Annotated in this window: 21 protein-coding genes and 1 pseudogene; 9 read left to right on the top strand and 13 right to left on the bottom strand. The window is 51.4% G+C overall.

Annotation, left to right across the window (positions count from 1 at the left end; translation table 11 throughout):
• Positions 1 to 4: 4 nt before the first annotated feature.
• From EWA64_RS05660 to EWA64_RS05700, 9 genes are all read right to left on the bottom strand, one after another.
• A complete protein-coding gene (locus EWA64_RS05660; RefSeq protein ID WP_061895216.1) occupies positions 5 to 883 on the bottom strand; it encodes a metal ABC transporter permease in 879 nt (292 codons plus the stop codon).
• On the bottom strand, positions 880 to 1,644 hold the full coding sequence (locus EWA64_RS05665) for a metal ABC transporter ATP-binding protein (protein WP_061895215.1): 765 nt from the start codon (positions 1,642 to 1,644) through the stop codon (positions 880 to 882). The genes EWA64_RS05660 and EWA64_RS05665 overlap by 4 nt, the downstream gene beginning before the upstream one ends.
• Positions 1,641 to 2,567, bottom strand: a complete 927-nt coding sequence (locus EWA64_RS05670; RefSeq protein WP_061895214.1) for a metal ABC transporter solute-binding protein, Zn/Mn family — start codon at positions 2,565 to 2,567, stop codon at positions 1,641 to 1,643. Before EWA64_RS05670 ends, EWA64_RS05665 begins: the two co-directional genes overlap by 4 nt.
• A gap of 14 nt (positions 2,568 to 2,581) precedes the next feature.
• Positions 2,582 to 3,169, bottom strand: a complete 588-nt coding sequence (locus tag EWA64_RS05675; protein WP_061895213.1) for a DUF6162 family protein — start codon at positions 3,167 to 3,169, stop codon at positions 2,582 to 2,584.
• Complete coding sequence (locus EWA64_RS05680; RefSeq protein WP_425315139.1) at positions 3,153 to 3,443, bottom strand: hypothetical protein; 291 nt, start codon at positions 3,441 to 3,443, stop codon at positions 3,153 to 3,155. The genes EWA64_RS05675 and EWA64_RS05680 overlap by 17 nt, the downstream gene beginning before the upstream one ends.
• 5 nt (positions 3,444 to 3,448) lie before the next feature.
• Positions 3,449 to 4,270 carry a DUF4198 domain-containing protein gene (locus EWA64_RS05685; RefSeq protein WP_061895211.1) on the bottom strand — a complete coding sequence of 274 codons (822 nt, stop codon included), beginning with the start codon at positions 4,268 to 4,270 and terminating at the stop codon, positions 3,449 to 3,451.
• 48 nt (positions 4,271 to 4,318) lie between these two features.
• Positions 4,319 to 4,828, bottom strand: a complete 510-nt coding sequence (locus EWA64_RS05690; protein WP_061895210.1) for a DUF2271 domain-containing protein — start codon at positions 4,826 to 4,828, stop codon at positions 4,319 to 4,321.
• 28 nt (positions 4,829 to 4,856) lie between these two features.
• Complete coding sequence (locus tag EWA64_RS05695; protein WP_061895209.1) at positions 4,857 to 5,483, bottom strand: PepSY-associated TM helix domain-containing protein; 627 nt, start codon at positions 5,481 to 5,483, stop codon at positions 4,857 to 4,859.
• A 201-nt stretch (positions 5,484 to 5,684) separates the two neighbouring features.
• Positions 5,685 to 6,050 (bottom strand): YacL family protein, encoded by a 366-nt coding sequence (locus EWA64_RS05700; RefSeq protein ID WP_061895208.1) that lies wholly within the window; start codon positions 6,048 to 6,050, stop codon positions 5,685 to 5,687.
• A gap of 70 nt (positions 6,051 to 6,120) precedes the next feature.
• Between EWA64_RS05700 and EWA64_RS05705 the strand changes: the two genes are divergently transcribed.
• The 3 genes from EWA64_RS05705 to EWA64_RS05715 all read left to right on the top strand — a co-directional run bounded on the left by EWA64_RS05705 (position 6,121) and on the right by EWA64_RS05715 (position 9,821).
• The gene (locus tag EWA64_RS05705; protein ID WP_061895241.1) at positions 6,121 to 7,317 is read left to right on the top strand and encodes a sugar diacid recognition domain-containing protein; all 1,197 of its coding nucleotides are present in this window, start codon (positions 6,121 to 6,123) and stop codon (positions 7,315 to 7,317) included.
• Between the two features lie 87 nt (positions 7,318 to 7,404).
• Complete coding sequence (locus EWA64_RS05710) at positions 7,405 to 8,670, top strand: GntP family permease (RefSeq protein ID WP_061895207.1); 1,266 nt, start codon at positions 7,405 to 7,407, stop codon at positions 8,668 to 8,670.
• 14 nt (positions 8,671 to 8,684) lie between these two features.
• Entirely contained in the window at positions 8,685 to 9,821 is a 1,137-nt protein-coding gene (locus EWA64_RS05715; protein ID WP_061895206.1) for a glycerate kinase, read from the top strand.
• A gap of 61 nt (positions 9,822 to 9,882) precedes the next feature.
• Here EWA64_RS05715 and acnB read toward each other — a convergent pair whose 3' ends face one another.
• From acnB to hrpB, 4 genes and pseudogenes are all read right to left on the bottom strand, one after another.
• Positions 9,883 to 12,480 (bottom strand): bifunctional aconitate hydratase 2/2-methylisocitrate dehydratase, encoded by a 2,598-nt coding sequence (acnB, locus tag EWA64_RS05720; protein WP_061895205.1) that lies wholly within the window; start codon positions 12,478 to 12,480, stop codon positions 9,883 to 9,885.
• Between the two features lie 268 nt (positions 12,481 to 12,748).
• Positions 12,749 to 14,994 (bottom strand): annotated as a pseudogene (locus tag EWA64_RS05725) (patatin-like phospholipase family protein).
• A 138-nt stretch (positions 14,995 to 15,132) separates the two neighbouring features.
• On the bottom strand, positions 15,133 to 17,496 hold the full coding sequence (gene mrcB, locus EWA64_RS05730; protein ID WP_061895204.1) for a penicillin-binding protein 1B: 2,364 nt from the start codon (positions 17,494 to 17,496) through the stop codon (positions 15,133 to 15,135).
• Positions 17,493 to 19,955 (bottom strand): ATP-dependent helicase HrpB, encoded by a 2,463-nt coding sequence (gene hrpB, locus EWA64_RS05735; protein ID WP_061895203.1) that lies wholly within the window; start codon positions 19,953 to 19,955, stop codon positions 17,493 to 17,495. The genes mrcB and hrpB overlap by 4 nt, the downstream gene beginning before the upstream one ends.
• 66 nt (positions 19,956 to 20,021) lie before the next feature.
• Between hrpB and sfsA the strand changes: the two genes are divergently transcribed.
• The 6 genes from sfsA (at position 20,022) to panB (ending at position 25,007) form a co-directional block, all read left to right on the top strand.
• Positions 20,022 to 20,738, top strand: a complete 717-nt coding sequence (gene sfsA / locus EWA64_RS05740; RefSeq protein ID WP_061895202.1) for a DNA/RNA nuclease SfsA — start codon at positions 20,022 to 20,024, stop codon at positions 20,736 to 20,738.
• A gap of 131 nt (positions 20,739 to 20,869) precedes the next feature.
• The gene (gene dksA / locus EWA64_RS05745; protein WP_039430431.1) at positions 20,870 to 21,316 is read left to right on the top strand and encodes an RNA polymerase-binding protein DksA; all 447 of its coding nucleotides are present in this window, start codon (positions 20,870 to 20,872) and stop codon (positions 21,314 to 21,316) included.
• A 62-nt stretch (positions 21,317 to 21,378) separates the two neighbouring features.
• Positions 21,379 to 22,260: a tRNA glutamyl-Q(34) synthetase GluQRS gene (gene gluQRS, locus EWA64_RS05750; protein WP_061895201.1), complete on the top strand. Its 882-nt coding sequence runs from the start codon at positions 21,379 to 21,381 to the stop codon at positions 22,258 to 22,260.
• Between the two features lie 79 nt (positions 22,261 to 22,339).
• Entirely contained in the window at positions 22,340 to 23,707 is a 1,368-nt protein-coding gene (gene pcnB / locus EWA64_RS05755) for a polynucleotide adenylyltransferase PcnB (RefSeq protein ID WP_061895200.1), read from the top strand.
• Positions 23,704 to 24,189 (top strand): 2-amino-4-hydroxy-6-hydroxymethyldihydropteridine diphosphokinase, encoded by a 486-nt coding sequence (gene folK, locus EWA64_RS05760; protein ID WP_061895199.1) that lies wholly within the window; start codon positions 23,704 to 23,706, stop codon positions 24,187 to 24,189. The genes pcnB and folK overlap by 4 nt, the downstream gene beginning before the upstream one ends.
• A 23-nt stretch (positions 24,190 to 24,212) precedes the next feature.
• Positions 24,213 to 25,007, top strand: a complete 795-nt coding sequence (gene panB, locus EWA64_RS05765; protein ID WP_039439529.1) for a 3-methyl-2-oxobutanoate hydroxymethyltransferase — start codon at positions 24,213 to 24,215, stop codon at positions 25,005 to 25,007.
• Positions 25,008 to 25,017 lie beyond the last annotated feature (10 nt).

Consider the following 25,017-nt stretch of genomic DNA (forward strand, 5'->3'; position numbering starts at 1 on the left):
CGTATTATCCATTGGGCCTCATCACGCGCCACAGAGTAGCGAGCACAAAGAAGCAGGAGGAGAGTAAAATAATCGCAGCGCCCGAAGGCAGCGGCCATTGATAAAGCACAGGCAACAGCGTTCCACCCAAGCAGGCCAAGGTCGCTAACAGTGCCGAAAGCAGCACAAAGTGGCGGTTATCTCGTGCAATCAGACGCGCCGTAGCGCCGGGAATGAGCAGCAGCGCACCAACCAGTACAGCGCCAATCACTTTCACCGCCACAATCGTCACTAAGGTGATCATCAGCACAAACAAATAGTCATAGAAGGCGACACTGTGGCCGCGCACTTTGGCCACATCAGGACTGAGGCAACAAAGCAAAATGCGGTTGTAGGTAAAAAACAGCACCAGCAACACCGCAAAGCAGACCAACGCCAGCAGTGCGATGTCTTGCTCGGTCACGGTCAGAATCGAGCCAAACAGCACATTTTCCAGCAAGTGGATGTTGATCTTACGCGCCACGTACATCAGCAGCGCCGCTCCGAGCGCCAACGCGCACGACAAAAACACCCCAACCAAGGTGTCGTACGGGACTTGAGTGCGGCTGCGCACATAATGCAGCATCAAAGCAAAAATCAGACAGAAGCTGAACAAGCCGATCACCGGCGATTGCGGATCTTCCCCGAGCAGAATGCCGATGGCGATGCCAGTGATTGCTGCGTGCCCGACCGCTTCTGAAAAAAACGCCAAGCGTTTGGCAATCACCAAAGTGCCCAAACCGCCCAGCAACGGGCCTAAAATCACAGCAGCCATCAGTGCGTTGAGCATAAAAGCGTACTGAAAACTCTCGGCCAACCAACCCTGCTGCACCGCTTCCATCAGCCAAGTTTGCAGACTGCTCATGCCGCTTTTCCTCTTTCGAACAAGCGCTGTTGCGAGTGGTGTTGAAACAAGCGCTCCAACTTATCGACACTCAACACCTGCTGCACACTGCCAGAATCAACCATGGCGCGATTGACCACGTGCACCTGACCTGGCGTGTGTTGCAAAATGCGTTTGACAGCGGAAATATCGTGATGCACCGCCAGTAACGTTACCCCCTGCGCAACCAGTTGGGCCATCAACTGCTCTAAATATTGCACCCCTTGCTCGTCCATACCGGTGGCGGGTTCATCTAAGATCAACAGCTCAGGCTCGTGCCACAAGGCTTGGGCAAACATCACCCGCTGTAGCTCGCCGCCAGAGAGCTGACCAAGGCGCAAATGGGCACGTTGCTCCATCCCTACCCGAGCTAGGGTTTGATAGGCCAAAGCTTGATGACTGGCGTAACTCGGCAGCCATTTTTGCAAAAACAGCGGCGCGCGGCTGATGTTCAACAACATAAAATCGAGCACACTGATCGGCAGGCTGGATTCAAACAGCGCTTTTTGTGGCACATAACCAATACGCTGCTTAGCTTCTGACGGCCAATGCAAGGTGATCTTGCCATCAAACGGGGTTAACCCCATGATCGAGCGCAGCAACGAGGTTTTCCCCCCGCCGTTTGGCCCCATAATCAGATGGCACTGCCCAGCGCGAAAACGATGATTCATCTCGCTCAGCACAGGCTGCTGGCCATAGCGCAGCGCCACGCCACACAGTTCAATCTCTGGCCCGTGTTTCATGCCGACTCTCCGGCGGCCAAGCGACTGGCGTAGCGAATCGCTTCGACTAATGTCGCGGTGTTTTCGGCCATCTCCCGTTGCACCTTGTCGCGTTCAAAAGCGCCGTGAGTCATATGGGAAAAACGATACAGCTTCACCCCAGTCTCGCGTTCAATGGTTTCGACAAAGCGATTAGGCATTTCCAACTCGTAGAAAAGCACGTTAATGCCAGAGCGACGGATCTTCTCGATCGTCTCTTGCAGTTGGCTGGCGCTGGGCTCGACACCGTGAGCAGGCTCGATCACCGCACTCACTTCAATCCCAAACTCTTGCAGGAAATAGTTGTAGGCGTTGTGCGTGGTGGCCACTTTCAGCGCCTGCACATTGGCATCGCTCAGTTGCTGCATCGCCTGAAACTTCATTTGTCTCATCTGCTTGGCAAACTGGCGCGCGTTGGCAAGATAAAACGCGCCGTTGGCGGAGTCTAACTTCGCCAGCTCTTGCGCAATGGTGTAGACCTTTTGAATCGAGGTTGCAATGCCAACGAAAGTGTGGGGGTTTTTCGCCCCGCTGCCGACGCTCGCCCCCATTGCCGCAAGCAGTGGCACATTTTGATTGGCATAGATGACCGCCAAGTCGTTACGCTGCGCCGCATCAAGCACTTTGATCGCATAGTCGTCATGACCAATGCCATTAACGACAATCACGTCCATTTGCTGCAAACGTAGCAGATCCGCGGGCTGCGGTTGATAGTTGTGCGCGTTAAAGCCTTCGTCCACCAGCGGCAGAACCTGCGCTTTATCTCCAACTATGGTCGAGACATAGCTGTAGTAAGGGTGCAAGGTAATACCGATGGTCAGCTTATCGCTTGCCGTGGCAGTGCCGATTAACAGCAGGCCGAGACAAAACGTCATCGCTCGGCGCATTAGTGGAAGGTATCGCATCGAGTCATTTCTCCTCAGTGAACATGCGGTTGCGGTGACCAGCGTTTCCAGCCGGTCAAGATCCATTGCTGAGGTGCGTGAGTGGCAAAATCAGCGCGATTAGGGGCACTGTCGTCAGGCAGAAACCAGATTTGCACTTGCTGATCTTCGTCATACCAGAGCAGCACATGCCCGGTGCCCTGCGCACAAGTCGATTGCCCAAGATAGCCCTGAGTCAACCGCTGCCATTGGTGTGCACCAAGAAACTGCCAACTGGCATCGGTGGCAAAAGGCGCGATCCCTTGCTCGGCAAGCCATGCGACATCGGGCAGTTGCCCGTGGCTTTGCCAGTAGTCGCGCAGCTCATAATCGGCCAGTGACAGCTCTGTCACTACGCTTTTCTGCTTCTCGTTCAAGGCTTCACTAGGCAACTGCCAAGTGGGCGCATCGAGTGAAAGTGCCGGCTCTGCCGGGTAAAAAATGCGCAGGGACAACCACGCGCAGACTAAGATCAGCGATATCGCAGCAACAACCCAGCGCGTCTCTTGGTCGCCGCGGTTTGCGCGCACTGGCACGCTGATGGTCTTGCTTTGTGGCTTTTCTATCTCAAAGCTCAACGCCATCCACCTCAACCGCGGACTCATGCCCTGGATCAAAGACGATGTAATAATCGCCGCTTGGTAGGGTGAAAATCACGTTTGATTTCTCGTCCGTCTTTTGGCTCTCAAGCAGCACATCGTCGTAGCTAAACAGGCGAATGGTTTCATTGCTGGCGGCGCTGCCATCGCTGTAGCCCGCTTGGCAGTGAACTTCATTGCCTTGCTTGCTGCACTCCATCAAAGGAAAGTGCGCCAATGCACTGGCACTGAACATCGCCATAGCGAATGTGAAACCCACGCGCATCACTTCAACACCACTTCAAAGGTCAGATGAATGCTAGAGCGCGCTTCATCGGCCATCGCATCATTGCTCAGTGGGCTGGTGTGTCCAGCGATCAGCAGATAGCGACCCGCTTTGCTTGGGGTAAAACGCACTTTCCCGTCTTGATCGCTACGCAAGATCACCGCCTCTTGCTGGTTACGGTATAAAGTGCCGTCTTGGCGAATTTCCGCTTCCACACCCGCTTGTGGTTGACCATTAAAGAAGAACTGCATCTCGATTGGCTCGCCTTCAATCATGTCTGCCGGGTGAGTTACTGGCACCAGTTCCAGATAGCGATTTTCCAAGGCGAACACTTGTGTTGAGGGCTGATTGACCGTCACATACGCTTCGGTGCGATTAAACATCAGGGTACTTTTGACATTTTGTGCCCCTTCAGGCAACTGCGCGGCGCGGTCAGCTTTACTGGCGCGAATGCGGCGCGCGGTTTCACGTTTGCCGATGGTGTAACTGGTGAAGTACATCGGTTCGCCCGTCAGCACCAGCTTGTGTGTACCGGCTTCGCTAAAGAAAAAATCAAAGCTGGATTTGCGCTTAAATTTGGCGCTAAAGGCAAAACGCTCGCGCTTGCCAGAAGGCGTGAGCACATAGCCGGAATCCACACTCAGCGGCTTATCAAACACAAACGTGCCATGCGAAGCCGTCGCATCGGTGGTGATCCAGTCGCCCTCTTGTGAAGAGATGCTGAACTCGCTCGGCAGCAGCCAGCGAGGATGAGCCGAAGCTGCGCCAGAGGTCAGCGCAGCAAGTAGTAGTAAACTGGTCGAAAATTTACGGTTAAACATAATCCTTTCCTATTGATGAATGGTTACCCACGGGGCACTCGCTGCGGGTTAAGGCTGGTAAGAGAGGCGCACTTGGCCCGTTTCATGCGTCGCATCAAGTTGATAGTTGACTGGCGCTTGGCTTAGGTTCATCGGCTGGCGGATCACATCTCGCCCGCCATGTTCGCGCACCACTTCGGCAAAGAAATGATACTGGCCGTGCGCAAGCTCGTTGCCTTGCTGATCTTTGCCATCCCATTGCAGGCGGTATTGCCCGGCAGGTCGAGTGGCCGAGGTGATGGCATCCACCAACTCACGATCGTAACGGCCCACTTTTCGCCACCACTGACGCAAGTCTTTCAGCCAGGTATCGTCTTTTTGCCACAGCGCAACGGTGCGTACTGGCTGGCCTTGGTCGTCCTCAATCCACACCGCGACATACGGTCTGGCGTACATACCCCCCTCGATTTTTGGCAAGCTAAACTCAATCTCTAGCGTGCCAAGGGACTTGGCCTGTAGCGGCGAACAAAACGCCGCCAGCAAAAGCAAGGCGCAGCTTTGCTTGATTAATCCTTTCATACTTTTCCTATTGCATTATTTGCGTGCGTTATGGCACCAGCCAAACGTAAACCGCCACCGTTAATACCAACCCAGCCGAGCACCAGCGCAGTGCATAGCTCAAGGTGCTTTTTTTCGGCAGCAGCAACGCCACGCCAGAGAAGATAAACACCAACATCAGCAGCGCCGATGCATCGATCAGCCACTTCCAAGCTTCACCGCTGTGACGACCTTTGTGCAGATCGTTCAAACGTGCGACCCAGCCATAATCGGTAATATCAAGCTCTGCCTGCGCGCTGACCAAATCGATAAACAGCGCCGCGCTGTAACCGGGTGCATTAAAGCTGGCACTCACCTCGCCCTGTTTAAGCGTGTCACCTTCGTATCGGCTATAGATATCCAGATCCGACATCGCGCCCGGTATAAACGCCTGCTCGGTCAGAAATTGCGCTAGGGTGCGTTTATCAACGGCCACTTGGCCATTTTGAAACAGCAGTTCTTGAGGAATGCTCAACTGCACAGAAGAATATTGAGGTTGACTAGACACGAACAGATCTGGGCGATTCAAGGTGATGCCCGTCAGCGCAAAAAATAGCATTAAGCCAAGCAAGGCCATGGAAACGTAGATGTGCAGGCGGCGAGCCCACAGCTGAAAGGCGCGGTGTTTATAAAACATAATCGGCGAGCAACAAACATAATTGGCTCAAAGCTATATGATAATCACTATCACTTGTATTTAATTTACATTATTTACGTTTGCCGCACTGCTCGCTGTGAAGGATAACAATAGGCGCTAAGAACAGCTGGGAGGAAAAACACCGGACAAGAGGGGAAAAGGCGCTCTACCTCAGATACAAAAGATAGAGCACCGAAAAGATTAGCGTTGAATAAACGCCAGCCATTGCAGCATCAGTTGTTCAAAATCTTCTAAGCCGCAACAGGCGATACTTTCGCTCTCATACAACTCAAACTCGCTCTCTTGGTCGTCGTATGCCATCAGCAAGACGTTGTCTTGAATGGTCACTTCATCACCACAAATGAGCAGACTGATCTCGGGGCCCGTTCTGCTCCACTCTTTCGCGCTGTTGGCTCGGGCCTGCGCAAGCAAAGCCAGTACCTCTCGAACTTTAGCCTGATCTTTACCTATCTCCTCTTGCACCCAGCGGCCGAGGATTTCATGACCCATTGAACAATGGCAGTAGTAGCTGCCGTCCAGCGTGTTTTTCTTAAATTCGTAATCCATGTTTTTCTCTGTTGATAACGAGATCAGGTACTATTATCGACAAATTGCCACTTGGACTCCACTCTCAAGCATGAAACTGAACGAAACTATTGCACGGCAAATTGTCGAACGCACCATGAAGATCATCCCCTATTCGGTCAATGTAATGGACGATCAAGGGAGAATTATTGGTTCGGGGGATGCATCGCGACTGCAACAAAAACATGAAGGTGCCGTGCTCGCAATTACGGAGTGTCGAGTGGTTGAGATCGACCAAGCCACCGCCAGCCATCTTAAAGGGGTTAAACCTGGGATCAACTTACCGATCCTTTTTCTAGAACAAGTGATTGGCGTCATTGGCGTATCCGGAGCACCAGACGAAGTGAAGCATTATGGTGAACTGGTTAAGATGACCGCAGAGCTCATCGTTGAGCAAGCAGCCCTCATGTCTCAAGTGCAATGGAATAAGCGACACAGGGAAGAGTTGGTTCTGCAGCTTATCTCTGGCGCGACGCTGAATGACAACCAGTTGAACTCCATCGCTGAGCGACTTGGCTTAAATTTGAGTGAGCCGAGAATAGCGGCTGTGGTCAAGGTTTTTCCTGATAAACAAACCTCACTCTCGTTGGAGCATTTACAACAGATCGTTCACCTACTTGAGTATCCTGAGCGTGACAACCTGGTTGGTATCTTATCTGTCTCTAATAACGAAGTGGTGGTGTTAAAACCGATAAGCCTCACCGACAACGGTTGGTCCAAAGAGGTGGAAACCAAGCGCATCAACCAGTTGCTAAAGCGGGTAAGTAAAGAAGGGAACTTCTCAATCAAAATTGCGCTCGGAGACTACTTTGAGGGATTGGCAGGATTAGCCCAATCTTTTGAAACCGCCAAACTCACCATGCAATTGATGGCTGAGCAATCTGGCACGGTTTTCTTCTACCAAGATCATAAGCTACCTGTGTTGATGAGCGATCTCCTTTCACAACCTTGGAAAGCCGAACAATTGCAGGCTCCATTACTGAAACTGCAAAAAAAAGACAGCAAAGGCGTGCTACTCAAAACCCTCACCGTATATTTTGCTCAGAACTGTGATGCATGTCGAACTTGCCAAGCGCTTCATATCCATCGTAATACCCTCCGCTATCGAATTGAAAAGATTGAAGATATAACATCATTAAATTTCAATAATTTAAACAACATCTTCCAACTCTACATCGCGCTAGAGCTGTTCTCCTCAAAACAGAAAAATTGTGCAAGTGCACAAAAAACAAAGCCGTCAGCTGGGTGAAATTTGTTGTAACGACTAAAGACCCGATCAGATTCCATCTCTATATTCGAGCAAAAAATACTCTTATCAATAATATGGAAATGGAACATGATTGAAGTCTCTACCCTCGGAGCCTTAGCTGCCTTAGTGGTGGCCATTGCGCTGATACTGAAAAAAGTCCCACCCGCGTACGGCATGATCATTGGCGCTCTTATCGGCGGTGTGATTGGTGGTGTTTCACTGACCGACACCGTTTCTCTAATGATCGGCGGCGCACAAGGTATTGTGACCGCGGTTTTACGTATTCTTGCCGCCGGTGTTTTGGCTGGCGTTTTGATTGAATCTGGCGCAGCAACCTCGATCGCAGAGACGATCGTCAAAAAAGTGGGGGAAACACGCGCGCTTCTCGCACTGGCATTGGCGACCATGATTCTGACTGCCGTTGGCGTTTTTGTGGATGTCGCCGTGATTACGGTTTCTCCGATTGCGTTGGCGATTGCTCGCCGTGCCGATATCTCTAAAACCGCGATTTTGCTTGCCATGGTCGGTGGCGGTAAAGCCGGTAACGTCATGTCGCCAAATCCCAATGCAATCGCAGCCGCTGATGCCTTTAATGTGCCATTAAGCTCTGTGATGGCGGCGGGTGTGATTCCGGGCCTTTGTGGTTTGCTACTGGCGTATTTCATTGCCAAGCGTCTGGTCAATAAGGGTTCTAAAGTCGCAGCCAGCGAAGTCATCGCGGTGGATCACAGCAAACTGCCAAAATTTGGCGCTGCCATTGTCGCGCCACTGGTGGCAATTGCACTCTTGGCGTTACGCCCAATTGCCGGCATCAACGTTGATCCGCTCATCGCCTTGCCTTTAGGCGGTTTGCTCGGTGCCGTGGTGATGGGTCGATTCGCCGATACCAACCACTTTGCAGTCACTGGCCTTTCGCGCATGGCGCCAGTTGCCGTCATGCTGCTGGGTACAGGTACTCTCGCAGGTATTATCGCGAACTCAGGACTTAAAAATGGCTTGATCGATATTCTCACGGCTTCGGGTTTACCGTCCTATCTCCTTGCGCCGATTTCCGGTGCAATGATGTCACTTGCAACCGCATCGACCACAGCGGGAACCGCGGTTGCATCTAACGTATTTAGTCACACCATTCTTGAACTGGGAGTACCAGCATTAGCTGGCGCGGCCATGATTCATTCTGGTGCCACTGTTCTTGACCATATGCCACATGGTAGCTTCTTCCACGCAACGGGCGGCGCTGTTCATATGGACATTCGTGAGCGTTTGAAACTGATTCCTTATGAGTCTGCGGTTGGCTTAATGATCGCTTTTGTCTCTGTCATGATGTTCGGCGTGTTTGGTCTGTTTGTATAAGCATTGAGGTAAACATGAAAATTATAATTGCTCCAGATTCCTATAAAGAAAGCCTTACTGCCATGGATGTGGCAATTGCGATTGAAAAAGGATTTAAGCAAATCTTACCCGATGCACAATACATCAAACTGCCCATGGCAGATGGCGGTGAAGGGACAGTGCAATCCCTGGTTGACGCCACGGGCGGGGCTATCATCGAGCACACCGTCACAGGCCCACTTGGCCAACCTGTTTGTGGCTTTTTCGGTTTATTGGGCGAAGGCAAGACCGCCGTGATCGAGATGGCGGCCGCTTCTGGCTTACACCTTGTGACACCAGAGCAGCGCAACCCACTCATCACCACCACGTTTGGTACGGGCGAGTTGATCAAAGCCGCCCTCGACCACGGTGTAGAACACATTATTGTTGGCATCGGCGGCAGCGCGACCAACGATGGTGGCATCGGTATGGCGCAGGCTCTCGGCATCAAACTACTTGATGCACAAGGAAACGCGCTTGGCTATGGTGGCGGTGAGCTTGCTAAATTGGCGACGATTGACTGCTCTCAACTCGATCCTCGTTTGACTCAAGTTCGCCTCGAAGTCGCGTGTGACGTTGATAACCCACTATGTGGAACAAAAGGCGCTTCCGCTGTCTTTGGCCCGCAGAAAGGGGCAACGCCAGAGATGGTGACCATCTTAGACGAAAACTTAGCGCACTATGCCGCGATCATTAAACAGCAACTTGGCGCGGATGTTCGTGATATGGCCGGCGCGGGCGCTGCGGGCGGCATGGGTGCGGCGCTGCTAGGCTTGCTCAATGCCGAGCTTCGTCCTGGTATTGAGATTGTCATGGACGCGGTTCACTTAGATGAGATCGTTGCGGATGCGGATCTGGTGATCACGGGTGAAGGTCGAATCGACAGCCAAACTATCCATGGCAAAACCCCGATTGGTGTCGCACGCACCGCGAAAAAGCACGGCTTGCCAGTGATTGGCATCGCGGGTTGTCTGTCGGCCGATTGCGGAGTGGTGCATGAACATGGGCTCGATGCCGTTTTCGCCGTGGTCAATCGCTCCGTTGATCTGCCGACCGCGCTGGCAGAAGCCGCAGAGAACGTAGAGCTAACAGCAAGAAACGTTGCCGCTGCTTTTTGTATGACTCGTAATTAAACTTGGTTTAACGTAAAAAAACCGCTGAAACTTCAGCGGTTTTTTATTATCGAAGATTTTACTAAGCCGGCTGTTGGAAAATCACCGTGTCGGCTTTTTGGGTGTACTGCCCCATCAGGTGGAAGTTGAGGTAACGGTAGGTATCCGCCGCCGTTGCATCCAACTGTTTCGCGTACTCCATGTACTCTTCTACCGTTGGGATTCGGCCTAGAATCGCACCAACTGCCGCCAACTCTGCTGAGGATAGATAGACGTTCGCACCTGTACCTAAACGGTTCGGGAAGTTACGTGTCGACGTTGACATCACCGTGGCTTTGTCTGCAACGCGCGCTTGGTTACCCATACACAGCGAACATCCCGGAGTTTCAATACGAACCCCAGCACGGCCATAAATACCGTAGTAACCTTCTTCTGTCAGTTGGTCACGGTCCATCTTGGTTGGTGGTGCAATCCACAGACGCGTATCAAGCTGGCCTTTGAACTTCTCAAGCAGTTTACCGGCTGCGCGGAAGTGACCAATGTTGGTCATACACGAACCGATGAACACTTCATCGATTTGCGTGCCCTGTACCTCAGAAAGCAGACGCGCATCATCTGGATCGTTCGGCGCACAAAGAATCGGCTCTTTGATTTCCGCTAGATCAATTTCAATCACGTGTGCGTATTCTGCGTCACTGTCTGCCGACATCAATTCTGGGTTGGCTAGCCATTCTTGCATCGCAACAATACGACGCTCGATGGTACGGCGGTCGCCGTAACCTTCTGAAATCATCCACTTCAGCATCACGATGTTCGAGTTGAGGTACTCTTCGATCGATGCTTGAGACAGTTTCACAGTACAACCTGCCGCAGAGCGCTCAGCGGATGCATCAGACAGTTCAAACGCTTGTTCCACCGTGAGGTGTTCTACCCCTTCGATTTCGAGAATACGACCAGAGAATTCGTTGATCTTACCGGCTTTTTCAACCGTTAATAGACCTTGCTTGATGCCGTAGTAAGGAATGGCATGGACAAGATCACGCAGCGTAATACCTGGCTGCATTTCGCCTTTAAAGCGCACCAAAATAGACTCTGGCATGTCCAGAGGCATGACGCCCGTTGCCGCAGCAAACGCAACAAGACCAGAGCCCGCAGGGAATGAAATACCCAATGGGAAACGAGTATGCGAGTCACCACCAGTACCGACAGTATCTGGCAGCAGCATACGGTTTAGCCAAGAGTGGATAACACCATCGCCCGGACGTAGCGACACACCGCCACGGTTCATGATGAAATCAGGCAGAGTATGATGGGTGTTCACATCGACAGGTTTTGGATACGCAGAGGTGTGACAGAAAGACTGCATCACAAGATCAGCGGAGAAGCCAAGACAAGCCAAGTCTTTTAGTTCATCACGCGTCATTGGGCCAGTGGTGTCTTGCGAACCCACAGTGGTCATTTTAGGTTCACAGTAGGTCCCTGGGCGAATACCCGTTACGCCACATGCTTTACCGACCATCTTCTGTGCCAGTGAATAGCCTTTACCTGAATCGGCAACATCTGCGGGTTTGCGGAATACATCAGACGGCGCTAAACCCAGTGACTGACGCGCTTTCTCGGTCAAGCCGCGGCCGATGATCAGAGGAATACGGCCACCAGCACGAACCTCATCAATCAGTACGTCGGTTTTGAGCGTGAACTGAGCCAGTACTTCACCGGTTGCGTGGTTGGTTACTTTACCTTGATATGGGTAGACATCAATCACATCGCCCATGTTGAGCTTAGAGACGTCCACTTCGATAGGTAGCGCGCCTGCATCTTCCATGGTGTTGAAGAAGATAGGGGCGATTTTACCACCCAATACATAACCACCCGCACGTTTGTTTGGTACGTAAGGAATGTCATCACCCATAAACCAAAGCACTGAGTTGGTTGCTGATTTACGAGATGAACCTGTACCCACAACATCACCAACATAAACAAGTTGGTGACCTTGTTCTTTTAGCGCTTCAATCTGTTTGATCGGGCCAATGCTGCCAGGCTGATCTGGCACAATGCCTTCACGCTCATTTTTTAGCATCGCTAAAGCGTGAACAGGAATATCAGGGCGAGACCAAGCATCTGGTGCTGGAGATAGGTCATCGGTGTTGGTTTCACCTGTGACTTTAAAGACGGTAAGGGTCACTTTCTCTGCCAATTGTGGCTTAGATAGGAACCACTCTGCATCGGCCCAAGATTGCAGCACTTGCTGTGCGTATTGGTTACCCGCTTTAGCTTTTTCTTCAACGTCGTAGAACACGTCAAACATCAGCAGTGTATGAGACAGCGCTTCAACCGCGATTGGGGCCAGCGCCTCGTCATCAAGCAGCGCCACTAGCGGTTCGATGTTGTAGCCGCCTTGCATGGTGCCAAGCAGTTTAGCCGCATGCGCACGGCCGACAAGCGGAGAGCTTGCTTCACCACGAATCACCGCAGCAAGGAAACCCGCTTTAACATACGCGGCTTCGTCAACACCTGGTGGGATACGATTTTCCAGTAGGTCGAGAAGAAACTCTTCTTCGCCTTGTGGGGGATTTTTTAGAAGTTCAACAAGTCCGGCAACTTGTTCTGCATCTAGAGGTTTAGGAACAACCCCTTCTGCGGCACGCTCTTCGACGTGTTTACGGTAGGCTTCAAGCACGACTTTTTCCTCTCATTGCGGTTCCTCCTTTATTAATACTATTTGTCCAAAGTAAAGGAGTGAACATCCATGGAAACTTGGCTCCCTATTGCCCATGTTTTCATTCAATTCTGATTGAGAAACAGCGCCGCAGAGGCCAAACTGTGGGCAGTAGAATAGCAAATTTAACGAGAAATTAAAATCTCCTCACTTTGACCAACATAGCAAGTTAAGACTAAAGTCCCATAATTTTTAACTATTTATTTGCCCTGTTTTCGCAGATAACCGATTAACGATACGACGTACCAATGATGAAATAAACGGCATCCTGCTGTTCTTCTGTCCTTGCATAGGCAAGCACAATTGGACCTATCGGCGAATCGATGCCTGCAAAAATCGATGCGGCACTGTACAGTGGCGCCTGATGGAGTTTGAAGGTGGTGTCCGACCAAACCCCACCATATTCCAGTGACGCCCCGAGATAGACAGGCGCTTCAAATACCCCGAAGTCATTGTCAAACCAGCGATAACGATAAATCAAGCTGGTAAAAAACTTGTTCTGACCAATCAAGCTATTGCGCGGAATACCCGACAGATTCAAAAAGCCGCCGATACTTTTCGGATCCAGCGGAGTGTAGTTATTTTTGCTTTCGACAATCTCATATTCAGCGTTTGCGACCAAAGTATGACGCTGATAGCTTTGCGCCACCTTGCCCAGCAGCGATAGTTCATACACGGTATCGCTGGATGATTCTCCGGTGAACTCCGATTCAAACATCTCTGGGCTTTTGTCATGAGAGACCAGATATTCAAGATCTAAGTACCACCCCGAGGTAGGCAACGAGTAATCATCCAGAGTATCTAAACGATACTGAGCAAACGCACCTAAGCGTTGAAAGTTCGCATTTCCTGCCGAATCTAAGGTGGTGACTTGAATATCCCCTTTGTTAAATCGACTACCAATCTTAAACTCTTGCCACAACTCAGGTTGAAAGCCGATGGCTAACTCAGCGGTAAATTGGCTGTAAGTAAAGGGAAGAAAATCGTAAGCCGCACCTAAGCTCGGGTCATCAAACTCCGTGACTGGAATATTTCGCTTGTCACTGGTATACGCCAATTTGGCGGTGGAAAAAATGTCTTGGCTAGCACGAATTGGCGTGTAGAGTTCGGCCTCCGCCAGTTTATCCGTTCCCATTTCTAAGCTGATGGTCAACTCTGCACCTTGCGAATTGAGATTGGTAAAGTTGGTTGAAAGCCCTACCCCATATTGACTCTCAGTGGTGAAATCATCTTCGAGGAAAAAACGGAAGTTGACGTAGTTTGGTCCCCAAGACTTCTCTTTAACGTCCACCACCAATTGGTTGACGCCTTCGGTTTCTTGATAATGATAAGAGACCAGTTCAAAGCGGTCTAAGGCGTAGAGGTTTTCCACCGCCGATTCCACTTGTTTGGTTTTCAGCACCTCTCCCGTTTTCAGATCAAGGCGATTACTGAGTAATCGGTCGCTGTAATGGCTGTTGTTGATCAACACAATATCATCGATTGGCATCTGATCACCGTAAACCAACTTACGCCGCGCCCGCTGCTTTTGCTCCACATAACCTTGATAGTCAGCGCTGGAGAGCGCCAAGGCATTAAGTGCCTCCTTTAAACTGTAAGTAGCATCGTAACCCGCATGATACGCTTCAGGCATTTTATCGAATTCGGTGGTTTCCATTTTGCCGACGTCCGGGCGCAGATAGACATCCTGTTCTGTGAGACTGGCAGCTTGACGCTGGGTACTGCGCCGCACTAAGTAGTTAGAAAGCTGATCGGCAACCACCAAAAAATTAGTGAAATCTTCTCGGCTTTTGTAGTCGGTACTGATGTCTACCGCAATGACAATGTCCGCCCCCATCGCACGGGCAACATCAACGGGCATATTATTGATCACGCCGCCATCCACCAGCATATGATCATCCAGCTCATAAGGAGGTAAAGCACCGGGTACCGACATGCTCGCCATCATGGCATCGACCAATTGCCCTTTGTCGATCACCACCTCTTTAAGCTCAACAATATCGGTCGCTACCGAGCGATACGGGATAGCTAGATCATCAAAGGAGTTGAATTCTTTGAGATTTCCGGTGGTTTCGCGCAGGATACGCAGCATATTTTGCCCTTGAACAAAACCGCGTGGTGTGCGCACTTCACCAAAACGTAAGCCAAGGTCGGTTCGCAGTTGGTAGCGGTCTTCGGATTCTTTGTCTCGCACACGGCGTTGACTGCGCTCTACCCGATCGCGATAGCCAGTACTCCAATCGATGGTGTAGATAAAACTTTCAATTTCATCCGCACTCATCCCCGTGGCATAAAGACCGCCAACATAGGCTCCCATGCTGGTACCGGTGAGATAGTCGACTGGGATGTGCATCTCTTCAAGCGCTTTGAGTACACCAATGTGCGCCGCCCCTTTTGCTCCCCCCCGGCTAAAACCACCGCAATTTTAGGCCGCTTGACCTCTTCTGTGGGCGATTCGCTGTCGGCCACAGCCAAAGATGAGAGAGCAAAACTAAGAGGAAAGAGCAACCAAACAGCAAACGTCTCACGTGCGGATTTCCATTTATTCACTGTTTGCTGCTCCTTTTTTTAAGCGATAACATCCGTTTTACAACGAATTGACAGCGCGAACAATCACCAGTTCAGTAATTTATTCAACCAATTGCCTGATTGTTCACATTGACGCTTCAGCGCCTCATTTTTATCCCATACGGGTAAAGTAAAGGTTTTTTCCGCGCAATCGGCCACCAGAGCCCCTGCGGGCTGCTGCTTGTATCCCATGGTGGTTATCTGCCTTGGCCAAGGCAGCGACAGTTTTTCAGGAATGCGCTGTTTCAGATATTCCGCATACACACGCAGCGCGCCGCTGGAACCGGTCAGTTTGGTTGGTTTATTGTCATCACGCCCCAACCAAATGGTGGTAACTTCACGCCCGTCGACACCGACAAACCAACTGTCGCGGCTATCGTTACTGGTGCCCGTTTTCCCCGCCAGTGCTGCCCAAGCAAACTGATTTTGCAGATAGCGGCCAGTTCCCTGAGCGACCCCTTGTTTCATCGCATAGGTGGTCAACCACGCCGCCTGTTCGTCGACCGCAAGAGATGACTTCGGCAATGATTGATACAAAACGTTACCATCGAGATCGACCACGGAGCGCAATGCGGTCAGCGGCGCTTTTCGGCCAGAGTTGGTCAAGGTTTGGTACATCTGCGACACTTCAATCGGCGTGAGGGAAAAGGCGCCCAAGAACATCGAAGGCACTGGGCGAATTTCATCACGCTTAACGCCCAGTTTCTCTAGTGTTTGTGAGACGTTTTCAATCCCCAGTTGCATACCAAGGCGCACGGTCGGCACATTGAGCGACTTCGCCAGCGCTAAATAGAGCGGCACATCGCCACGAAACTGACGATCAAAATTGCGCGGCTCCCACACTGAGCCTTTACTGCCTTGCAAACTGAGCGGCGTATCTTGCAGTGTGGTCGCCAAGTTATACTTCTCTGGTTGAGACAGTGCGGTGAGATAAACCGCTGGCTTAACTAAAGAACCAATTGGGCGACTGGCGTTGATCGCTCGGTTAAAACCATCGTAGCCAGTACGTTTGCCACCAACCATGGCACGAATTTCACCGCTATGCCGATCGACCGCCACCGCCGCCGCTTCAAGCGCGTCTCCCGACACTTTTTCCAACTCGGGCATTTTCACCCCAATGGCGCGTTCAAGTTTCTCTTGTGACACGGGATCAAGCGAAGTAAATACACGCAAACCGCTCTCACCACGAAAAGCGTCACCCACTTTCTGTTTCAACTCCATCGACAACTGCTGAAAATACGCGGGCTGCCGGCTGGCGATGCGGGGCGTTGGCTGAATATCCAGCGGGCGACTGGCCGCTTGTTCGTAGGCCTGGGCACTAAGCAGCCCTTGCTGCATCATCAGACGCAAAACCAAATCGCGACGCTCCTGCGTTCGCTCGGGAAAGCGCACTGGGTTGTAGTAAGAAGGCCCTTTGACCATACCGACTAGCATGGCTAATTGGTCTATACGCAGCTCTTGGATTGGTTGGCCAAAATAGTAACGCGACGCCAACGCAAAACCGTGGATCGCTTGGTTGCCACTTTGTCCTAAGTACACTTCATTGAGATAGGCTTCTAAGATGCGATCCTTGCTGTAACGATAGTCGAGAATTAACGCGATATACGCTTCACGCAGTTTGCGCCACAAGGTGCGATCTTGGGTCAAAAACAGGTTTTTCGCTAACTGCTGAGTCAAGGTACTGCCGCCTTGCACGGTTCTGCCTGCTTTAAGATTGACCAGCATCGCGCGCGCAATCGCCAGCGGTGAAACACCATCGTGCTGATAAAAGTGACGATCTTCGGTCACAAGTAAGGCATCGACGATGATTTCCGGAAATTGTTCGCGGCGCAGAAAGAGCCTTTGCTCTTCGCTGTCTTTTTCCAACATTCCTAGCATCTTCGGCTCTAAACGCAGATACCCGAGATCCCCTGTCGATTCGAGCGATTGAATACGATTGAGCGTACCTGAGTCAAAATGCAGCATCACGTGGCGATCCGGCTCTGGGCCATCGGCAAATTCGAACGGACGGCGAATCAATTCAATTTTACTGCTTGAGGCGGCGTACTCTCCCGGGAACTTGGGTTGGCTCACTTTGCGGTAGTTGAGTACGTCCAGTTCGTTTTGTAACTCCTGACGGGAGAACGCATCGCCGGGCGAAAGCGTTAAGATACGCGCATACACCACGGTTGGGAGATCAAACAACTGCCCTTCAAAACGCTGTTTAACCACGCTATCAAGATAAATGCCGATAAACACCAGCAACGCCATCAGCGCCACAGTGCATTTCCAACTAAACGACCACAGCATACGTAGCCAATGGCGTTTCGCTTTTTGCTTAGCGGCTGGGCGGCGAGGTGAAGCACTGCGCTTACTTTTTTGCGGCGTTTTTTTCTTCGCGTTGTCAGTGCCTTTTACTGTTTTACTCATGAGTTTAACTGTCTTTTGGTTTTCGTCGTGGCGATATGGCTGGCTGGGTCATCCGGCCATACATGTTTGGGATAGCGCCCTTTCATCTCTTTTTGCACTTCTTTGTAGGCACCAGCCCAAAAGCCAGCTAAATCTTGCGTCACCTGCAAAGGACGCCGCGCTGGAGAGAGCAGTTCAAGGGTTAATTTTATCCGCCCTTGCGCTATGGTTGGCGAAGTGCTCTCACCAAACAGCTCCTGCATGCGCACCGAGAGCACTGGGAAAGCGCCCTCTTGATAGCGGATCGCCTGACGCGTGCCAGTGGGTAACACATATTCCTGCGGCAGCCAAACATCCAACTGTTGATTAAGTGGCCAGCCCAAGCGCGCATTGAGCGCCTCACAGAGCCCAATTTTACTCAGATCTTTCACTGACGTGAGATGATTCATGTAAGGTGCTAGCCAGCTTGGTAAATCATTCAACAGACTAGTATCATCCATGGCCGGCCAAGTGTGCTCCGGTAGCCATTCAATGGCGCAGCGAATGCGTTGCAACAAGGCTTGGGCTTTGGGCGTCCAGTCTAAACTATCCAGCCCTTTGCGGCGTACATAGCTGAGTAAAGCCTGTGTCATTTTTTCTTTGCCCGGCTGGGGCAGTGGCTCACGCGCCACAATCAGCTCGCCGATGCGCGTCTGCTTTTCCGCCACTAAGCGCCCTTTGTTTTCATCCCAATCGACCTGTTCAGAGACTTGCAACAGCGCTGGATGATACTGTTCAAGCAACGCTAAACAGAGTGGCGCCGCCAGTTGGATCTGGCTGGCATTGCCACCACTGCGCAGCAGCTCAGCCGCAACCAGATAGTCGTTGTCACCCAAAGGATCATCTTCTCGCAGCTCACCACCATGGCCATTGGCCAGTACATAGCGCCCATTTTGCTTGTTCCTTCGCTGCGCGACTCGATCTGGATAGGCAAAACTCATCGCCACCGCTAGCAAAGGTTCTTCGACGTCACTCAGCGCAAATGTGGCGGATAACTGACTAGCGAGAGTCGCAGCACGTTTGCTCAACTGACCTTTTTTCGTATGTTTCCCACTTTGCCAACGATGCAAACTGTGCCCAAGATGAGTGCCGTTTTTCTCCGGCTCCTCCAAAAGCGCAGCGGCAGCAATCGCGCTTTGCAACAGAGCGTGGCTTTGCTTTGCACAGGCAATCAGCATGGCGGCTAAACGCGGCGCTAATCCGAGTTTTTGTGCCAAAGCGCCTTGCGCGGTCAGTTGATGGCCTTTCACCAATCCGAGCTGAGTTAACAAGCTTTTCGCTTGTGCTATCGACGCTGCGGGCGGAATGTCCAGCAGCTTGAGTGCCGTCGGTTCACTGACACCCCACTGCGCCAGCTCCATCATTAAAGCAGAGAGATCCGACTGCATAATTTCCGCCACTGGGACAGCGGGCATTTGCTGAAACTGGCTTGACGAATAAAGACGCACGCAGATGCCCTCTTCGATTCGTCCAGCGCGGCCTGCACGTTGAATGGCCGAGGATTGCGCAATGCGCACTTGCTCAAGACGCGTCAGCCCGGTTTTGACATCAAATCGGGCCACACGCTCAAGGCCACTATCGACCACTAAGCGGATCCCTTCAATCGTGAGTGAGGTTTCGGCAATATTGGTCGCCAGTACCACCTTACGCTCACCGGGCTTGGGCGCTTGTATCGCCTTTTGCTGCTCATCAAATGACATCTGACCATACAAAGGGCAGATTTGCACCTGCTCACTCTGGTGGGCAAGGCGCTCTGCCACTTGCTGAATGGCACTCACTCCGGGCAAAAAAGCCAGTACAGAGCCAGATTGCTGGGCGAGTAGCTGCTCGATGGTTTTGCTCATCGCTAGCGGTAAATAATCATTGGCACCTAGCGGCTGATAGCGAATCTCAACCTCAAAGGCGCGCCCTTGCGATTGGATGAAGGGGGCATCAGGCAGTAAATTTTGCAGCGCATCATGATCGAGCGTGGCTGACATCACCACCAGTTTGAGATCATCACGCAACGCCTCCTGCACTTCCAAAGCGAGCGCCAATGCCGTATCGGCGTGAATGCTGCGCTCATGAAACTCGTCAAAGATCAGCATATCCACGCCCGAGAGTTCAGGGTCGGATTGAATCATCCGCGTCATCACCCCTTCGGTGACGATCTCCAGTTGCGTGGCCGCGCTGACTTTGCTTTCACCACGAACCCGATAGCCCACTCGCTGCCCGACCGCTTCACCCAGTTGCTTGGCCAGATAGCTGGCAATATTGCGCGCCGCCAATCGGCGAGGCTCAAGCATAATGATCTTGCCCGTCACGGCCCGATTTAGCAGCAGTTGCAGCGGAAAATAGGTCGATTTACCCGCACCGGGGGCTGCTTTGAGGATGAGCTGACTGTGTTGAGCAACCGCCGCGAGCAGTTCTGGCATCACGGCTTGGATGGGCAATTGTGACAATGGAGGATCCTTATGCTTAAATGGCGGCCACATTGTACATAAAAACCAGCCTGTCTAAATACGCAAATGCAATTCCAACCCAAGTTACAAGCCGCTACTTTACAAAAGCGCTACAAACGTTTTCTCGCTGATGTGACCTATCAAGACGGCAGCATCGGCACCATTCACTGTGCCAATACGGGCGCGATGACAGGTTGTGCGACCGCTGGCGATACCATTTGGTACTCAACCTCAGACAATCCAAAACGCAAATACCCGCACAGTTGGGAGTTGACTGAAACCGTCCACGGCGAGCGGATTTGCGTCAATACCGCCAGAGCGAACCAACTGGCCGTCGAAGCGATTGAAAACGGCTGGATCACTGAGCTGCAAAACTATGACCGACTGCAAACCGAAGTGAAGTACGGCAGTGAAAACAGTCGAATTGATATCCTGCTCAGCGCACACGACAAAGCAACGTGTTATATAGAGGTCAAAAGCGTCACGCTGCTCGAACCGAGCGAGCCAGGGCAAGGCTATTTCCCTGACGCAGTGACAACTCGTGGGCAAAAACATCTGCGGGAACTCACAGAAATGGCACAAAATGGAAACCGAGCCATACTTTTGTTTGCTGTTTTACATTCAGGTATTGAAAAAGTTTCGGCGGCGCTCCATATAGACGCCAAATATTCCCAATTACTCAAACAAGCACAAAAAGCCGGAGTTGAAATCCTCTGTTATAAAGCAGAGATCAGCAATACAGAAATCAGACTCAATTCTGCTATCGAGTTTCTCGACAGATAGAAAAATGATGTGGTGTTCACATTGACATCAAGTTTACGATTGATAGTTTGCCAGCACCGCCTCTTTCTGCTATAGATACCCGCCTTAAATTAGCTGCTTAGCAGTTGATAGGTGTAAGTAGGAGATGCTGTATGCCAGAATCAAAGAAAAAAGCGCTAGGCATCCTAGCCATTGCCGGTGTGGAGCCGTATCAGGAAAAGCCTGGTGAAGAGTACATGTCACCAGACCAAGTGGTTCACTTTAGAAAGATTTTAGAAGCTTGGCGTAACCAGCTCAGGGAAGAAGTTGATCGTACTGTGCACCATATGCAGGACGAGGCGGCGAATTTCCCCGATCCAGTTGACCGCGCTTCACAAGAAGAAGAGTTCAGCTTGGAGCTTCGCAACCGTGACCGCGAACGTCGCTTGATCAAGAAGATCGAGAAGACACTCGACAAGATCAACGAAGAAGACTTTGGCTTCTGTGAGTCTTGTGGTGTGGAAATCGGCATTCGTCGTCTTGAAGCTCGCCCAACTGCCGATTTGTGTATCGACTGCAAAACCCTTGCGGAGATCAAAGAGAAGCAGATGCAGGGCTAAGTCACCTGATATCCGATCGTAAAGGGAGCTGTCGCTCCCTTTTTGTTTTGAGATCAAGAACTATGAGTTACATCGGTCGTTTCGCTCCCTCTCCTTCCGGTCCGCTCCATTTTGGCTCGCTGATCGCCGCTCTTGGTAGCTATTTCCAAGCCAAATCACAGCATGGTAAATGGCTGGTACGCATTGAAGATCTCGACCCACCCCGAGAAATGCCGGGGGCGGCAGAGCTTATTTTAAAAACACTGCAAACCTACCATCTTTACTGGGATGGTGAGGTGGTGTATCAAAGTCAGCGCCATGCGCTCTATCAAGCACAAATTGACCACTGGCTCGCTTCTGGTCAAGCATACTACTGCCAGTGCACGCGCAAACAGATCAAAGAAAATGGCGGCTACTATCCGGGCACGTGTCGCAGTGCGGGCCATAGCCAAGGGGCGATTCGTTTGAAAATGACGCACCCTGTAAGCACTTTTGTCGATTTAAAACACGGCGAAATCTCCATTCCCGCTGCGCTGGTCGATGAAGATTTTATTATCAAACGCCGAGATGGCTTGTTTGCTTACAATCTTGCTGTTGTACTGGACGACATTGACCAAGGCGTGACGGAAGTGGTGCGCGGCGCGGATCTCATCGAGCCAACCGGCAGACAGATCAGCTTGTACCAAATGCTTGGCCAGTCGCCGGTGCGCTATCTGCACTTACCGCTGGCCATCGATCACAGTGGCAATAAGCTCTCCAAACAAAATCACGCCACGGGCATCGATTTGCAACACCCGGCAGCGCTGATTCTGGAGGCGATGGCATTCCTCGGCTTCAAGTGGGATGAACAACTAGAATACGCCAGCATTGACGAAATTCTTCGCTGGGGAGTAGAAAACTGGCAACTGACACAACTACCCGACAGATTGAAAATCACAGCACGATTCTCAAACGGTACTGTGTGAGCTATTATAAGCGCCAAAATCAAGCCAAATTGGCGTAAAACCTAACCAATGCAAAGGGGTTAACGGCCTCTTTTGCCAAATGCACATGAATAAAAACGAAAATACACCTTGCAGTCCCAGCTCTTGCCCGGAACTCGCTCTAAATGTGATTACTCGTCAAGAGCACAATATTTCACGCAAGCAGATCAGCGACAATGCGTTGAAAGTGCTATACCGACTTCATGGCGCCGGCTTTGACGCTTATTTAGTGGGTGGAGGCGTGCGAGATCTGCTACTCGGCCAAACACCGAAAGATTTCGATATTGCGACCAACGCAACGCCAGAGCAGCTTAAACATCTGTTTCGCAACTGCCGTTTAATTGGCCGTCGCTTTCGTCTGGCGCACATTATGTTTGGTCGCGACATCATCGAAGTGGCGACTTTTCGTGGTCACCACCAAGACGCCGATTCGCCAGTCTCGCAGCAATCCAAACAAGGCATGCTGCTACGCGATAACGTGTATGGCACGATTGATGAAGATGCCGAACGCCGCGACTTCACCATTAACGCCATGTATTACAACATTGCCGATTATTCGATTCATGACTATGCAGGCGGCGTAGAAGATCTTGAAGACCGCTTAATCCGTCTGATTGGCGATCCGCAAACCCGTTATCGGGAAGATCCGGTGCGCATGCTGCGCGCAATTCGCTTTGCGGCCAAACTCGATTTTGACATCGAAGAAGACACCGCCGCGCCAATTGAAGAGCTGGCGCCTTTGCTACGCGACATTCCGGCGGCGCGCCTGTATGAAGAGTCTCTCAAGTTGCTGCAAGCAGGATACGGTTTGGAAACCTACCACCTACTGCGCGAGTACAATCTATTCCAGCAACTTTTCCCAGCCATTGCCGCCCATTTCACCGAAGATTACTCTTCGCCGACTGAGCAGATGCTGGATTTGGTGTTAGACTCCACCGACATGCGTATCGACGAAGGCAAGCGCATCAACCCAGCCTACATGTTCGCCGCCATGCTGTGGTATCCGATGTTGGCACTCGCTGACAAACTGATGGAAGCGCACAACTTGTGCCACTACGACGCGGTCATGGAAGCCAGTAACCTGATTTTGGATGAGCAAGTGCGCTCTATCGCTATTCCGCGCCGCCATACTGCCACCATTCGTGAGATTTGGCAGTTGCAACTGCGCATGCCAAGGCGCAACGGTAAACGCGCTTTCCGCTTGATGGAGCTTAACAAGTTCCGTGCGGGCTTTGATTTCCTCGAAATGCGTGGTGAGATCGAAGGCGGGGAAACCGAAAAACTGGCCAAATGGTGGGCCACATTCCAGAACGCCGGGCGCGAAATGCGCGTCGCGATGGCTTCCGACCTTGATGGCAAATCCGGGTCTAAACCAAGCCGCAAGCGCAAATCCTCTTTCCGTAAGAAAAAGGACAAACCGCAGCCATGACCCGTGCATATATCGCGATCGGCAGTAATCTTGCCGATCCCGTTGCCCAAGCCAATCGTGCTATTGCGGCCTTGAAAAGCTTACCAAACAGTAAGCTGGTCGCGGTATCTCAGCTTTACAGCAGCACACCGATGGGGCCACAAAATCAGCCCGACTACATTAACGCTGTGGCTGAAATCCAAACCGAATTAACGCCTTTGCAACTGCTTGATTGCACTCAAACGATTGAACTGGAACAAGGGCGTGTCCGTAAAGAAGAACGCTGGGGACCAAGAACCCTAGATCTCGACCTCCTTCTTTACGGCAATGAGGTGATCGACTCCGAGCGGTTAACCATTCCTCATTATGGAATGAAAGAGCGTGAGTTCGTTCTTTACCCACTCGCCGAAATCGCACCAAATTTAACCCTCCCTGACGGGACCAGGCTCGCTGATCTTCTCACTCAGGTGGAGAGAAACGGCCTCGGTATTTGGCAATCATAGCCAACTCCTAGTAAGGAAAAATCATGAAAAAAATTACCATTAATGACCTGATGAAGTGGAAACAGGAAGGTCGTAAGTTCCCAACATCCACCGCCTACGACGCGAGTTTTGCTCAGTTGTTCGAAAGCCAAGAGATGCCGGTTTTGCTTGTCGGCGACTCACTTGGCATGGTGTTGCAAGGGCACGCCGATACTCTGCCTGTCACTGTTGACGATATCGCTTATCACACTCGTTGTGTTCGCGCTGGTAGCCCTAACTGCCTGCTCATGGCCGACATGCCTTTTATGAGCTATGCCACACCCGAACAAGCGTGTGACAACGCCGCCAAACTGATGCGCGCAGGCGCAAATATGGTAAAAATTGAGGGCGGAGACTGGCTGGTGGACACGGTCAAAATGCTGACCGAACGTGCCATTCCAGTGTGTGCTCACCTTGGCCTGACACCACAATCCGTCAATATTTTTGGTGGTTATAAAGTGCAAGGCCGCGAACAAGATAAAGCCGATCGCATGGTGAAAGATGCCCTTGCACTACAAGAAGCGGGCGCGCAAATCGTCCTGCTTGAGTGTGTTCCGGCGTCGCTGGCGGCACGAATTACTCAAGTACTGGATGTTCCAGTGATTGGTATTGGTGCCGGAAATGTGACCGACGGTCAGATCTTGGTTATGCATGATATGTTTGGTATTTCAGCCAATTACATGCCAAAATTCTCGAAAAATTTCCTAGCGGAAACCGGTGATATGCGTAAAGCGGTCGCCTTGTACATGGAACAGGTACAGGCAGGCACGTTCCCAGATGACGCACACACCATTGCATAGAGGATAGAGT

This window comes from Vibrio cidicii (genome assembly GCF_009665415.1).
GTDB classification, from domain to species: Bacteria; Pseudomonadota; Gammaproteobacteria; order Enterobacterales; family Vibrionaceae; genus Vibrio; species Vibrio cidicii.

What these genes read in the sequence shown, in the direction of transcription:
- EWA64_RS05690 (WP_061895210.1), bottom strand. Translation starts at nt 4,828, where the DNA reads ATGAAAGGATTAATCAAGCAAAGCTGCGCCTTGCTTTTGCTGGCGGCG.
- gluQRS (WP_061895201.1), top strand. Translation starts at nt 21,379, where the DNA reads ATGAGTTACATCGGTCGTTTCGCTCCCTCTCCTTCCGGTCCGCTCCAT.
- sfsA (WP_061895202.1), top strand. Translation starts at nt 20,022, where the DNA reads ATGCAATTCCAACCCAAGTTACAAGCCGCTACTTTACAAAAGCGCTAC.
- dksA (WP_039430431.1), top strand. Translation starts at nt 20,870, where the DNA reads ATGCCAGAATCAAAGAAAAAAGCGCTAGGCATCCTAGCCATTGCCGGT.
- EWA64_RS05715 (WP_061895206.1), top strand. Translation starts at nt 8,685, where the DNA reads ATGAAAATTATAATTGCTCCAGATTCCTATAAAGAAAGCCTTACTGCC.
- EWA64_RS05670 (WP_061895214.1), bottom strand. Translation starts at nt 2,567, where the DNA reads ATGCGATACCTTCCACTAATGCGCCGAGCGATGACGTTTTGTCTCGGC.
- pcnB (WP_061895200.1), top strand. Translation starts at nt 22,340, where the DNA reads ATGCACATGAATAAAAACGAAAATACACCTTGCAGTCCCAGCTCTTGC.
- EWA64_RS05660 (WP_061895216.1), bottom strand. Translation starts at nt 883, where the DNA reads ATGAGCAGTCTGCAAACTTGGCTGATGGAAGCGGTGCAGCAGGGTTGG.
- mrcB (WP_061895204.1), bottom strand. Translation starts at nt 17,496, where the DNA reads ATGAGTAAAACAGTAAAAGGCACTGACAACGCGAAGAAAAAAACGCCG.
- EWA64_RS05705 (WP_061895241.1), top strand. Translation starts at nt 6,121, where the DNA reads ATGAAACTGAACGAAACTATTGCACGGCAAATTGTCGAACGCACCATG.
- EWA64_RS05695 (WP_061895209.1), bottom strand. Translation starts at nt 5,483, where the DNA reads ATGTTTTATAAACACCGCGCCTTTCAGCTGTGGGCTCGCCGCCTGCAC.
- EWA64_RS05700 (WP_061895208.1), bottom strand. Translation starts at nt 6,050, where the DNA reads ATGGATTACGAATTTAAGAAAAACACGCTGGACGGCAGCTACTACTGC.
- EWA64_RS05685 (WP_061895211.1), bottom strand. Translation starts at nt 4,270, where the DNA reads ATGTTTAACCGTAAATTTTCGACCAGTTTACTACTACTTGCTGCGCTG.
- EWA64_RS05665 (WP_061895215.1), bottom strand. Translation starts at nt 1,644, where the DNA reads ATGAAACACGGGCCAGAGATTGAACTGTGTGGCGTGGCGCTGCGCTAT.
- EWA64_RS05675 (WP_061895213.1), bottom strand. Translation starts at nt 3,169, where the DNA reads ATGGCGTTGAGCTTTGAGATAGAAAAGCCACAAAGCAAGACCATCAGC.
- folK (WP_061895199.1), top strand. Translation starts at nt 23,704, where the DNA reads ATGACCCGTGCATATATCGCGATCGGCAGTAATCTTGCCGATCCCGTT.
- EWA64_RS05710 (WP_061895207.1), top strand. Translation starts at nt 7,405, where the DNA reads ATGATTGAAGTCTCTACCCTCGGAGCCTTAGCTGCCTTAGTGGTGGCC.
- panB (WP_039439529.1), top strand. Translation starts at nt 24,213, where the DNA reads ATGAAAAAAATTACCATTAATGACCTGATGAAGTGGAAACAGGAAGGT.